This window comes from Verrucosispora sp. CNZ293, from assembly GCF_002754655.1.
The window spans coordinates 622,384-634,753 of the sequence record NZ_PEFR01000001.1 but is presented as its reverse complement, the minus strand read 5'-3'; the positions used below and the strand labels follow the sequence as shown (position 1 = coordinate 634,753).

The following is a 12,370-nucleotide window of genomic DNA, read 5'->3' as shown; positions in this document are numbered from 1 at the left end:
CCCGCCGACCGCTCCAGCAGCCATCCTGCATCCGCAGGCTGACAAGAACCTATGAGATCCGGATGGTCGCAGCGCGCTACTGTATGTGTGACTCCGGGAACCTTTCAGAAGGGGTTCGGATAGGGAACCTGAGACCTCACCTGCTGTACGGCGCCAGGTCTTCGTTCCCGGCGACAACCATGGAGTCGACGAGCATCTGCCACTCGTCCAGGTGGTCGAGTTCCTCCGCCGTGCTGCGGATCTCCTTGAGCCAGTTGTTCGACAACCACGACCGCTTCACTGTGACACGGCCGTCTTGGATGCACAGGTCGGACACCCAGCGCAGGCCTCGAGTGACCTGGACCTCTACCGGCAGCTTCCGCAGGATGCCGATGAGTCCGTCGACGCATTTGACCTCTCCGCGGGCGGCGGGCAACCAGTCGTCGATCACCTCAACGAGGTCTTCAGCGCGGACCCAATCGATGGGCGCACCCATGACCTCGTTGTACAGGCCCTGCGTCCATGGAAGCGGGTCGGGCAGGAGGGCAGCGGCGGCCCAGTCGCCCCAGTGGTGGTCCTGGTAAGGGCTCGGGTCGTCGCTCAAGTACCCGATGGCGTGACGCAGCAGCGATGGCCAAACACCTCGGGCAGCCTCAGCCAGGCGTTCGTTTTCTGCGCCGGCTGCCGCGAGACCGTGGAGGAAGTTCGCCATCAGTCCTGCGTCCACGCGAAGGACATCGAGGTGTTCGAGCATCGGTCGGACGTCGCCGTTCTTTGCGAAGCCCTCGAGCAGGGCTCGCGCGGCGACGAGGGTGTGTGTCCCTCGGCGGTCCGCTGTCCAGCCCTTCTCTTTGTGGGCGACCATCGCACGTCGCTGGACGTCGAGGAGACTGGCGAGCACCGTGAATGCATCGTCGGTGCAGCAGTGGTCCAAGGAGGCGGCTGCGGCGAGTCCGCGAATGGCTGAGTCGAGCAGGGCGATGTCGATGGAATCGCCGGCCAACTCCTGAAGGCGTTCAGCGACGCCGCCGACAATCTGGACGTTCGACCGCCGCTGCTCCCGCTGGTCCCAAGGCCCGATTTCTGCAGTACGAGCAGTCTCGAGCAGCCAGCTCAACGCGGTCCGGTGGATGCAGGGGTCGCCATGGCACGGCACCGTCCAGACGACATCGCATCCGCGCGCCAAATACAGCCGCGTCTCCAGGGATGCCTTGCCCGCCATCGCAACGCCAGCCTCGGCGACATCATCGATCGAGCCTCCCGCCGCCCGCAGGGGTGCGGTCATTGCAGATGTGAGGAACGCCGGCAGGGCTTGGGCCACGGCACGGTCGGCGCCTAGGTCGAAGTACTGGCCCTCATGGCGCTGGTCCTCAGCATCCTTGAACGACAAGGCAACCCCGAGAACGAACTCGGTTGCGAAGCTCGCCTCGCCGCTCAACGCACTCAGGTCACCGACCGCAGCTCGTACGACCGCTGCCCGCACGACGTGGGCCACGGCGTCCACAGGCCGTGTCGGCATCAGGTTTCCATCCGACTCGAGCAACGAACGGCCGACAGCCAAGTCCGTGGCGATCTCCTCCGAGGTGGGGGGTATGTAGTCGGCATCGTGCTTGGCCGAGCCCCAGTACCGGTTCTGCAGTCGCATGACGGTCTGCACGACCTCCTGGTAAGCCGCGTGCGTCTCCTGCGCGGCCTTAACCTCAGGTGGCGGAACAACCTCGATGTAGTAATTTTCGCCATGCTGCGTGATCCGGTACTGGTCCGAGTCCAGGCTGGCGGCCCAATTCTTCGTACGCTCCTGGCTGATGCCGAGCCGATCACCGTTCTCGACAAGCCGCTCGGCGACCTTCTTCAACGCCTCGGCACGCGCTTCCCCGCCGTGAATCACCAGCCACGCCGCCACCTCACGTGGTGTCCACAGACGGCGTTCCAGGTTTACGAGCCCTTCAGTTGTTGCACGCAGCCCGGAGTACTCACTCGTTCGGCGCCCGAACTCCAGTTCCCAGACGACCGGCTCGGCGAGGAACCGGTCGAGCTCCGTGTCGACCTTCTCTACGTGGCGCACCAGTAGACCGAAAAGCATCCCCGGAATCGCCAGATTCTCGCATCCATCTAGGAGCAGCTCGACGACTTTCCTGGGCGACGCACCCTGGCTCAACCATTTGTCAGCGACGCGTTCCATCGCCTGGAGCGCGCTCATCGCCGAGTACGGACCGACCGATGTGCCCCGATACCAACTCCACACATGGCTGTCGCCCACGTACATGCGGGCGGCGCCGTCGAGATTCAGGACGGCACCTCGGTCTTCACCCTCTTCGCCTGCGTCTAGGTTCTCGTCGTCGGAGTCTTCGCCAGGGTTGGCGACGGGAAGGGTGCGCGAGTGGATCCGCGAGACCGTTTCAACTCGCGCCCGTGCACCGCTGTTCAAGATGTTGTTCAGCACCCGCATCGACGTCCTCGGTGGTGCGGCCTGGAACAGCTGCCAGAATCCACCGAAGTAATACTGAAAGAACGCTCCTCCAATACCGGTCCAGCGGCCTTGATGCTCTCGAACGCCCTCATCGCCGTGCCAGCTGTGCTCGCCGTCGATGTAATAGGCCTCCATCAACGTCGCCAACAGCTCCGGGTCCTTTTGCGCCAAGGCCCGGGCGCTCAACGGCGAGTCGGCAGCCGGGGCCAGGAACGCCGGTGCGTCGTCGGCAATGGCCCGAAGGCATGCTTCGGCGGCCTCGTCGATGTCGGGCCCGAGCAGCGCTAAGGATTCGACAAACGCTTCCTTGGTGAGGTGATAGTCCAGCTCACGTCGACGCCGCTCGGACATCCGGCTGAGCACGCGGTCACCGCTGGTGTTGCGCGGAGTGAACGACTCCCAGTAGGCAAGCAGGCGGTCCCGCAGCCTGATGCGCAAGTCGTTTCCTGCCGGTACGCCCGCCAAGGACAGCGCCTGCAACCAATCCGCGAGCAGCTCGAATGCAGCCTTCGAGATGTCCCACGGCTCTCGTTCATCGAGGAGAATCTGCACGACGGGGGCCGAGATGACGGGGTCGACCAGTGTGTTGACCTTGTGCTTCTGCTGAACCACCCTAACCACGTCACCGAGCGTCAGGCCAACGGACTCATCCGCGAACGCTGCCTTCAGACACTCGTACGCGAATGGTGTCTCCAACACGGCCTCTAGGGGGACGTCCGCCCACCGGGGTCCATACGATGCCACGAACGGCTTGAACTGCGAGAGTAGTTGAACGAACACGCGGATGGTTCGAACGCCCGGTGCTTTAAGCAGTCCCTTGCATGCCAACGTGGCGGCTGACAGCGTCCACCGGGGCACGCCAGCTGCTTCCAGCAACTCGGTCGGGTTCTGGGCGCGGACCAGAAGGATGGCGGTCGCATACCGCCGGACTTCGTCGTGCGCGAGCCCTGGCTGGTCCTGATATGGGCTCGCGGGCGCGAGTAGATGATCGCGGCGCAACGCATCGACTGCCGCAGCGTCTATGCCGGCACTAGGTTGTCGGTCCCTGGGCAGTCGCATCGTCGACGCGGCCACCGCGAGCAACGTCCGCTCACGCGCCTCCGCCGACCCGATGCCCGGTCGCCCGTCGCCCCGAACAACCCTGCGCCACACCAACTGCAGGCACTCCCACTCACCCAGTGAGCTATCGGGCTCCAAGCCGGTCCGTGCCAGCAGGTCCAACACAACAGGCCGTCGCAACAACGAGTTCGCAGACAAGTCTCGCAGGACCGCACGCAGAAGCGGGAAGTGGTCCGAAACGACCGAGATATCCTCGTCGCCCAGCGGCTTCAAGGTGAAGGATGAGATGGATTTCCCGAAGCCCAGTTCCAGCTGCTCCCGCACGAAGCTGGATGCCAGCTCAGACGTGACCGCGACGACCCCGACACCCGCGGCAGCCGCAGCAAGCACCAGGTCGCGCAACATACCGGCGGACTGCTCCAGTGCAGCATCAGCGGCGTCGACAACCAGGACCCGGCTTGGTGCCGATAGTTCGGCGAGCACGTCCTCCATCGGCATCCCGAGCGCGGCACGAAGCTCCAAGCTTGACTGCGGCAGGCTCCGGAGATTCACCACCACCGCGTCGAATCCTGCACGGCCTACAGCTTCAAGCTCTGCGACGGTCGATAGCGTCAACGCGCTCTTACCGATGCCGGACTCACCAGATATCAGCAAAGCCGATGCCTGAGTACCCGCTTCGAGCAAGACCCCAGCGAGCTGCTCGCGCCGGTCGGCGAACGCGAGCTTGAGTCCACCGGACAACTCGTCACCGATTGTTGTCCGCACACCACCAACAGCCAGCTTTCGGTGTTCAGCGACTACCGCCCACGCGTGCCGCCTCCGTGTCGCGTCCAATTCTAAGGCGACCGCGTCCTCCAACCAGCTGTGGACAACCGGCCGGGCCAGCCCGTCCAGCAGCGGCAGCAGCTCTTCGACGCGCGCAACCCACACCGTTCCGGCCATCCAGCCGTCACCGGCGTTGTACCGGCCTGACACCACCCCGACCATCACATCGTCGGCCAACCGCCGCACCGGGCCGCCACTCATCCCTGGCAGCACGTCCGTCGAAGTGAACCGCCCTAAATGCACCGCGTCATCGCGGGTCGTCCCGGACTTCCACTGCCCAGCCGCCGCGAGCCACCGGTACTGCCACGGACCGTCATCAACGTGCACCACCCCGACCACTGCTACGTCGGCCAGTAGCGGGACCCCATCAGTTGTGGCCATGCCGGCTACAGACCCCGGTAGCGGCACATCGGTGACCAGGACCGCCAGGTCACTAATCGGAGCGACCCGCACCACCCGCGCATCACGGGCAGCGGTGCCGGCGTTCAGCGCATCGACCGCCACTATCGCGCCGACGTCGCCGGCCCGGAGCGCATCAAGCACGTGCCACGCCGTCACCAGCACGCCGGGCGACACCTGGAAACACGTGCCGATCGGTGCCCCGTCGGCGTCGAGGACCCGGCCCAGATAGTCCGGCACGCGTGGATCGCCGCTCACGACACCCGGTCCGCCTCGTCGTCGGCCTCGTCGTCGTCAGCCCGGCGCGACCCGGCATCAGCGGCACCGCGCCCGGGGTCGTACCCCACAATCACCTTCAACGCGACCTCGCCCGCGCCGCTCGCCACGATGACGTCGCCCTTCGCGGTGAACTTCAGCCCGAACTCCACCTCGACCTTGTCGGGCCGGGCTCCGCGCGCAGCCAGCTGACGTACCGTCCCCGCCACCTTCGTCGACACAGCGATGATCGCGTCCTGCGCCCGCTCGAACGCATCCACCACCTGTTGCTGCGCCCGATCCCCGATCGATGTCGGCTCTGTGCCTACCGCCCGCGCCGTCTCCACTAGCACTTCGACGCCGTCTACACGCACCGTGATCACCTGACTAGCCATAGGCCAGCACCATGCCAGACTGCGTCCACCCCAACCAACCCTGAGTTCGACAGCAATACCGGAAACCCCTTGAAGACCACCCGCTCAGCCGCGTCCGAGACATCAACGCTGGATGCGCGATCAACCATCCGGACACATTCAAGAACGCCGGAACGAAAACGCTGCGTCCACCACTATGCACCGACACGTACGACGTTAAAGAAACTCACGGCACCTCCCTGGAACCAAGATCGGGTGCGCGCTCATCGGCTACTTGTTTCATTGACCTGCGACCGTTGCCGGCCAGGCTTCGGTCGAGGTGCCCGGGTTGTCGCTCTCATTTCGGCTGCCCACGCTGGTCGTGTGGCTCTCATTTGGCCTGCGTAGCCCGGGCGTCGCCCCAGGGCGGGGAGAGGCTCAAGAGGGGTTTGCTCGGCTTGAAGTAGCGTTGCCCTCCCGGCTCGACAACCCAGGTGGACCGAGCATCGGAGGACGCGTTGACTGTCATGTCGGATCGTGTGGTCATCGGGATGGACCCGCACAAGCGCTCGGCCACGATCGAGGTGATGGCCGGCGACGAGACCGTCGTCGGCGGCGGCCGGTTCGACACCGACCGCGACGGCTACACGGCGATGCGAAGGTACGCTCACCGATGGCCGCACCGGGTCTGGGCGATTGAGGGCTGCCAAGGGATAGGCCGGCACATCGCCAACCGGCTCCTGGCCGACGGCGAGCAGGTCGTCGACGTGCCACCGAAGCTGTCGGCCAGGGCGCGGGTGTTCGCCACCGGCCAGGGCCGCAAGACCGACGCCACCGACGCCCACTCCATCGCCCTGGTCGGCACCCGCATGGCGGGCCTGCGGCCGGTGGTCAACGACGAGCAGCTGGCCCTGCTGCGAATTCTGGTCGACCGGCGCCGCTCCCTCGGCGAGGACCACACCCGGATGGTGTCCCAGCTGCACCAACTCCTCCTCGAACTCATTCCGGGTGGCGCGAAGAAGAGCCTGTCCGCCGCCCAAGCCAAAGCCCTGCTGGCCACCGTCCGTCCCCGTGACGCCGTCGGGAAGGCCCGACGGCGGGTCGCCGCGGAACTGATCGCCGACCTCGAACGCATCTACCGACGCACCAAGGAAGCCGACAAGGAACTCAAGGACCTGGTCGCCTCCACCGGCACCACCCTGATGGACCTGCACGGCATCGGACCCTCCGGCGCCGCCCGGCTGCTCGTCGAGGTCGGCGACATCACCCGGTTCCCGAACCGGGCCCACTTCGCCTCCTGGAACGGCACCGCCCCCATCGACGCCTCCTCCGGCGAGCAGATGCGACACCGGCTCTCCCGCGCCGGCAACCGGCAGATCAACCGGGTGCTGCACATCATGGCCACCGTCCAGCTACGCAACCCCACCGAAGGACGCGCCTACTTCGACCGCAAGAAGACCTCCGGCAAGACCTCGATGGAAGCCATGCGCGCCCTGAAACGACGCCTGTCCGACATCGTCTACCGCAGCATGACCAACGACGCGGTGGCCACGGCGGCGGGCCCGGGAGGACAACAGGGAACGGCAACTGGCTCCAGCGTGACCGACTCTCATCCCCAAGCCGGCTCTTCGGAGAAGTCACTTCCCGGACCCGCCGCCACCCAGGATAGAACCCTCCTCCCGGCGGTGTCTTGACACAGAGGGGAGCCAGATCCGCACGTCGCGGGATCGGTTGGGCTCAGCAAGCCCTCACGCAACGTCACCGACTTGGACCGCCGCCCGGTCGAGGTGCCATTCGTCGTGTGGCGGCTCATCTCGGCGTGTGTTGCAATTCCGGTCGCACCTACCTCTGCACTCGAACCTGTACGCCGACAGCGGGTCCTGTGCCGGCGACGGTGGTGGAGGCGGTGTTCTTATTGGCGTGCTCGGCGCTTGTCCCGGTGGATCATGATGACCGCAGCGATGGCGGTAGGCATTCCTGTGCCAACAGGCCCGATCATCGCGCCGCGGCCGGGGATACCATCGCGCGGCCCGTTACTCAATGTCGCCAGGTGGGCTTGTCAAGGTGGCGAGGCGGACCCTTGGCGAATCGTGGATGCTGGTGCCGGAGATGGCCAGCGGGTGCGGCTCCCCGGTGAGGCCGCCGAGGGCGGTGGCGATTTCTTGGATTTCGGCGCGTACGTAGGTCATGGTTGTGCTGGCGTCGTTGCTGCCGGCGTGTCCGGCGTAGGCGCGGGCTACCGCGTAGCTGAAGGTGCGTTCGACCCAGGTGAGGGTGGTGTGGCGCAGCCAGTGGGTGCTGACCTGCTGCGCCGCAACCCAAGGCAGGTGAGCGCCGATGCGCTGCCACAGATGGTCGTAACGGCGGTAGGTCAACGATCGGCCGTTTCGGTAGCGCAGCAGACTTCCGTTGCGGTCATCATCGCCACGTTCGGCGTGGTGGGCCAGCAGGTGCTGCATCAGGGGCGGTGAGACCGGCTGCCAGCGGAAGGTGCCGCCCTTTTCTCGTAGGTAGATCAAGCACTGGTCCGGATCCAGGTCTCGCGGGCGCAGCGCCAGCGCCCCGCCACGGCGGCAGGCGGTTTCCAGATGCAGTCGGATCAGCAGGCCATCCAGGCGTGGGTCGTTGCCGGTGGTCGTGGCGATGTGGATGATCTCAGCCAGCCGCGCCTCCGGGACAGCGCGGCGGATGCTGGCCAGCCGGCGGGGCTTGGCCACCTTGGCGGCGGGGTTGTCGGCTTCCCGAATCAGCCCGTCCATGACCGCGTGCCGGTAGATGCAGCGCATGGCGGCGATCAGGTGTTCGGCTGCGGTACGGCCACCTCGCGCGTTGCGGCGCACGACCACATCGCTGCGGATACCCTCGGCCAGCCGTTTGATCTCTAGGGGCGTCGGCTCGGTGATTCGCCGTTTGCCCCAGTGGTGGCAGATGCGTCGCCAGTACGAGCCGTAGACCCGGCGGGTACCGGGTGAGACCGCCTCGGCAATCTGACCGACGTACTCCTCGAACGTCGGCACCGCGACCGACGCCGCCGTCGTCTCGGTGAGCAGTTGCTCAGGGGTGATCCCCAGTTGCTTGAGCAGACTCCGCAGTGTCTCCAGCTGCGCGTTGCGGTGATCCATCGGCCCGGTCATCGTCGCGCCTGGCTGTCGTCTAGCTGGCGGTAGCGGACAACCATGGCGTCCACTGCGGCCATCAGAATCACCAGCAGCTCGTTGCGCTGACGGTTCGCGGCGACCAGCACCCGATCTCCGGTGACGATCCCACATGTGCGGCGCACGGCGAGCGGAAGCCGCAGATGGCCACGCCGGTCGACTCGGCCACTGCTGCCGGTATGGACGACGACAATCGGGCCAGGTTCATTCGCGAACGTCACCGCCTGCCCTGCGGGCCAACCCATGAACGCAAGTACGGACCGATCGGCAAGCCGTCCATCGCGGTCGACTGGCGTGACGACGCAGCGGACGTCAGGCCCGCGCACAGTGCCCACGAGCGCTGGAATCGGCAACGCCGGTGACGGTTGTGGGTATTCGCCGGCGGATGCCTGCACGAACCGACCTACACCAACAGCGTTCCGCGCATGCGGCAGTGGTTCGTGCAGTACGAGGCCGCTGTCCAGCGGAGCGACGTCCGGTCCAGTTACGGCCTTCCCCTTCAACGCTCCTCGGGTCGGAAGGGTTCTCGTGTCTGTGATGTCATCGGGCCGCTTGACGGTTTGGGTGGGCTGGGAGCGGGCGGTCACGGATGCCTGCCGGGCTGTCGCGGCGTATCGATTCGGTCGAGGGCTATGTCGTGGTAGTCAGCGTTGATGTCGATGCCGATGTATGTGCGGCCGAGTTGCAGTGCGGCGAGGCCGGTGGTGCTGGCGTCGCTGAACGGGTCGAGGGTGACGCCGCCGGGCGGAGAGCCGGCGGTGATGGCGCGTAGGGGTATGTCGATCGGGTAGACGGCGAAGTGTGCTCCTCGGAAGGGGCGGGTGGGGATCGACCAGACTGATCCCGGGTTCTTGCCTCGGGGGTGGTGGCTGCGGTGGGCGAGGAGGTTGTTGCGGGCCGTGTTGCTGTGGTGGGCAGCGGGGTCGGTGACGTACTTGGCCTGGTTCGATCCGTAGGGCGTGGCGCCTCGGCGGCGGGCTGTGGCGCCCATGCCGGCCTGGGTTCCTTTGCGGCGGCCGCCGATGATCCTGGTTCCGTCCAGCGCCTCGGGCCGCGATAGAGGGACGCGGATGGCGTCGAGGTTGAAGTAGTAGAAGCGTGATCGGGCCAGGACGAAGATGTATTCGTGGGAGCAGGATGGCCGGTCTCGTACGCTTTCTGGGATCGCGTTGGGTTTGTGCCAGACGACGGCTTGGCGGAGGATCCACTGCCGGGTGTCTTGCAGCGCGAGAGCGACACGCCATGGGATGCCGATGAGGTTCTTGGCGGGGAGGATGTCCTGGGTGCGGGGGCGGACGAGTCCGGGTTGCGTGGTGTCGGGGCTGCGGTAGCCGGAGTAGGTGCCGCTTTGGGGTGCGCCGCCGGAGTTGAGGCTGTACGAGTCGCCGAGGACCAGCCAGAGCGTGCCGGTGGGTTTGAGGACCCGGTGGACTTGCCCGAAGACGTTGACCATCGTGTTGACGTAGTCCTGGAGCGTGGGTTCGATTCCGTACTGGCCGGGCTGGCGGTAGTCCCGTAGCCCGTAGTGGGGCGGGCTCGTGACCACGATGTCGACGCTTGCCGCGTGCAGGGTCGCGGGGACCTGCTGGGCGTCGCCGGTGTAGAGGGTGACCTTCTCGTCCTGGTGGTACAGGAACCGGTCGGATGGGTCGGTGTCGTGGCTGCTCATCCGGCCTCCCCCCGCCGTCGTGACCGGCGGGGTTCGCTGGCCCAGTCGGGGGTGGTCACCTGCCAGCGGGTACGGGCGATGCGGTCGGCACCGTCCGTCGTCCGAGGTCGGCTCGGCCGGTCCCAGCCGGGTGTGGCGGGCAGGTCGGCCACGGCGGTCCAGCCGGCCGCGCGGAGGCTGGTGCCGGGCTCGTCAGCGCGGGTGTAGGTGATCATCCGCTGGTAGCCCATGTGTCGGGCGACGCGCCAGGAGGCGGCCAGCAGAACGGAGCAGGCGTTGCGGGATCCGTCGGTGGCCAGGCCGGTGATCTCGGCGGTCAGTCCGTCATCGAGGTGACGGGCGAGCGGCCGCCCGACTACCGCGACCCCGAGCAGGTCGCCGGCGTGGTTGGTCAGGCCGAGGGAGAACGCGTGGCCCTGCGGTGCTGTGAGGTGCTGGTGGTGGGTGGTGATGAAGTCTCTGGCCTGCCGGTAGCTGATCGGGCGCACGCGAGGACGGGCCGGACGGCGGTGCGGGCTGGCAATCATGGGCGCACTCCGTGCTGGTCGGGTGCCACCAGTTCTGCGGTCGGCTGGTACCGGAAGACATAGATGTCCTCGTAGGCGCCCGTGTGGAGGGGGAAGCCGTCCCACCGCGGGGCGGTCGTTGCGGGCAGGCGGGCCGGCGACGTGGGGACGAGTCGGCCGTCGTGGGCGTCGGCGAGCAGGCCGATGTCGTGCTCGATGAGCGTCAGACCAGCTCCAGCGCCGGCGGCGGGGATCGCGTCCGGCGGCTCGACCGGCGGGTGGTTGGGGTGGCGGCGGAGGGTGACCACGACGGTGGCGTCCGGTCGTAGCAGCGGCAGACAGCCAGTGAGTACGGCGGTCATGCCGGCGGCGAGGTCGACACGGCCGGTGCGGTTCGCGACACGGCCCTGCAGGGGGCGTCCGTGCGGCGGTGAGGTCACCACCAGCGCGACACGTCCCCGCAGCGCCGACGGCAGCACGTCTGACAGGGCGGTCGCGTCGCCGGCCAGGACCATGCCATGACCGGTGCCGCCGGCGCGGGTCGCGCGGTGCAGGTTCATTTGGGCCAGCCGCACCCAGTCCGGCTCGTACTCGACCCCGATCGTGTCACGACCCGCCGCCACCGCTTCGATCAGCGTCGTGCCGACACCGGCCAGGGGGTCGAGGACCAGATCTCCAGGCTGGCTGTACCGGATGATCGCGGCGGCGGCCAGGTCCGGCCACATCCGTTGCGGATGCGCGGCCGAACCGGGGACGTACTTCCCGCGCCGTTGGGCGTCGACCGGGCGTTGGCCAAGCAGCCACACCGACCGCTGCGGCACCGACATCCACGACGCGCTGAGCTGCCTGTCAGCCACGGCGGCCTCCCGGCACCACGAACACGAGGACATCGACGCGCACGGGGCGTCCGGTCGCCGTATCCCCGGAGGTGGTGTCGTCCTCGGGCGCGGTGTCGACGCCGGTGACAGCGGTGGGGACGGTGATCACGATGATGCGTTGCAGGTAGCGCATGCCGCCGGAACGGGCTTCGGGGATCAACCGGCGAGCCTGTTCGGGGTAGCTGCCGCCGTCCTGAGTCGGATCGACGATGAGCACGGCGAAGCCGTCCGGGGTGACCACCAGCCGGAAAGCGCGGAACAGATCCGCCACAGCCTCGACCGCCAAGTGCGGTCGGGGCCACCGCAGCACGACCAGGTCCACCCGGACGGCGTCGACGTCGGCGAGGTCGGCGGGCTGGGTCACCGGCAGGTACAGGCGGCCGGTCGCCGCAGCGGCTTCCCGTATGGCGGGGTCGCCGTCGAAGTCGACCACGGCTGCGTCGCGGCGGCTGTAGGTGACGACGAGCCGCCGCGCCAGCCGCTGCTGGGTCGCCTTCTCGTTGTCGCCGTCCGTGCCGACGGCACGCCAAATCGAGATCGGCACCGGCGGGCCGTCGGTGAGGTCCACCCGAAGGAAGTCGCGGTACGCGACCCCATCGGGCAGGGGCGTGTCGCGACTCGCTCGTTCGCCGCGTCGCGGCTGCGGCGACACACTGTGGTGTGCGGGGGTTGCGAAGGGTTCGGTCATCGGCGGGTGGCTTCCACCGGCTGGCCCGTGCTCACGACTCCCAATAGGGCAACCAGGCCTCGATGCGCGGGGGCCGCCCGACTCTCCCCGCCAACAGCACCCAACAGCGACGCGGGCCGGCAGAACCGTTGGCC

The 12,370-nt window shown here is 67.3% G+C and carries 9 protein-coding genes; 1 reads left to right on the top strand and 8 read right to left on the bottom strand.

Features of this window, described 5'->3' with window-relative positions:
- Positions 1-136: 136 nt before the first annotated feature.
- The gene (locus CLT74_RS02920; RefSeq protein WP_486581940.1) at positions 137-4,972 is read right to left on the bottom strand and encodes a trypsin-like peptidase domain-containing protein; all 4,836 of its coding nucleotides are present in this window, start codon (positions 4,970-4,972) and stop codon (positions 137-139) included.
- A gap of 14 nt (positions 4,973-4,986) precedes the next feature.
- Entirely contained in the window at positions 4,987-5,382 is a 396-nt protein-coding gene (locus CLT74_RS02915; RefSeq protein WP_143697045.1) for a CU044_2847 family protein, read from the bottom strand.
- A gap of 485 nt (positions 5,383-5,867) precedes the next feature.
- Between CLT74_RS02915 and CLT74_RS02910 the strand changes: the two genes are divergently transcribed.
- Positions 5,868-7,034 (top strand): IS110 family RNA-guided transposase, encoded by a 1,167-nt coding sequence (locus CLT74_RS02910; protein WP_486581939.1) that lies wholly within the window; start codon positions 5,868-5,870, stop codon positions 7,032-7,034.
- Between the two features lie 339 nt (positions 7,035-7,373).
- On the opposite strand, the gene CLT74_RS02905 is transcribed toward CLT74_RS02910, so the two are convergent.
- The 6 genes from CLT74_RS02905 to CLT74_RS02880 all read right to left on the bottom strand — a co-directional run bounded on the left by CLT74_RS02905 (position 7,374) and on the right by CLT74_RS02880 (position 12,236).
- Positions 7,374-8,474, bottom strand: a complete 1,101-nt coding sequence (locus CLT74_RS02905; RefSeq protein ID WP_099845160.1) for a site-specific integrase — start codon at positions 8,472-8,474, stop codon at positions 7,374-7,376.
- Positions 8,471-8,890, bottom strand: coding sequence for a hypothetical protein (locus CLT74_RS30120; protein WP_143697044.1), 420 nt, complete (start codon positions 8,888-8,890; stop codon positions 8,471-8,473). The genes CLT74_RS02905 and CLT74_RS30120 overlap by 4 nt, the downstream gene beginning before the upstream one ends.
- Before the next feature lie 188 nt (positions 8,891-9,078).
- Entirely contained in the window at positions 9,079-10,164 is a 1,086-nt protein-coding gene (locus CLT74_RS02895; RefSeq protein WP_099845158.1) for a DNA methyltransferase, read from the bottom strand.
- The gene (locus CLT74_RS02890; RefSeq protein WP_099845157.1) at positions 10,161-10,691 is read right to left on the bottom strand and encodes an XF1762 family protein; all 531 of its coding nucleotides are present in this window, start codon (positions 10,689-10,691) and stop codon (positions 10,161-10,163) included. The genes CLT74_RS02895 and CLT74_RS02890 overlap by 4 nt, the downstream gene beginning before the upstream one ends.
- On the bottom strand, positions 10,688-11,527 hold the full coding sequence (locus tag CLT74_RS02885; protein ID WP_158240190.1) for a DNA methyltransferase: 840 nt from the start codon (positions 11,525-11,527) through the stop codon (positions 10,688-10,690). Before CLT74_RS02885 ends, CLT74_RS02890 begins: the two co-directional genes overlap by 4 nt.
- Entirely contained in the window at positions 11,520-12,236 is a 717-nt protein-coding gene (locus tag CLT74_RS02880) for a hypothetical protein (protein WP_143697043.1), read from the bottom strand. The genes CLT74_RS02885 and CLT74_RS02880 overlap by 8 nt, the downstream gene beginning before the upstream one ends.
- Positions 12,237-12,370 lie beyond the last annotated feature (134 nt).

What these genes read in the sequence shown, in the direction of transcription:
- CLT74_RS02915 (WP_143697045.1), bottom strand. Translation starts at nt 5,382, where the DNA reads ATGGCTAGTCAGGTGATCACGGTGCGTGTAGACGGCGTCGAAGTGCTA.
- CLT74_RS02910 (WP_486581939.1), top strand. Translation starts at nt 5,868, where the DNA reads ATGTCGGATCGTGTGGTCATCGGGATGGACCCGCACAAGCGCTCGGCC.
- CLT74_RS02905 (WP_099845160.1), bottom strand. Translation starts at nt 8,474, where the DNA reads ATGACCGGGCCGATGGATCACCGCAACGCGCAGCTGGAGACACTGCGG.
- CLT74_RS02895 (WP_099845158.1), bottom strand. Translation starts at nt 10,164, where the DNA reads ATGAGCAGCCACGACACCGACCCATCCGACCGGTTCCTGTACCACCAG.
- CLT74_RS02890 (WP_099845157.1), bottom strand. Translation starts at nt 10,691, where the DNA reads ATGATTGCCAGCCCGCACCGCCGTCCGGCCCGTCCTCGCGTGCGCCCG.
- CLT74_RS02880 (WP_143697043.1), bottom strand. Translation starts at nt 12,236, where the DNA reads ATGACCGAACCCTTCGCAACCCCCGCACACCACAGTGTGTCGCCGCAG.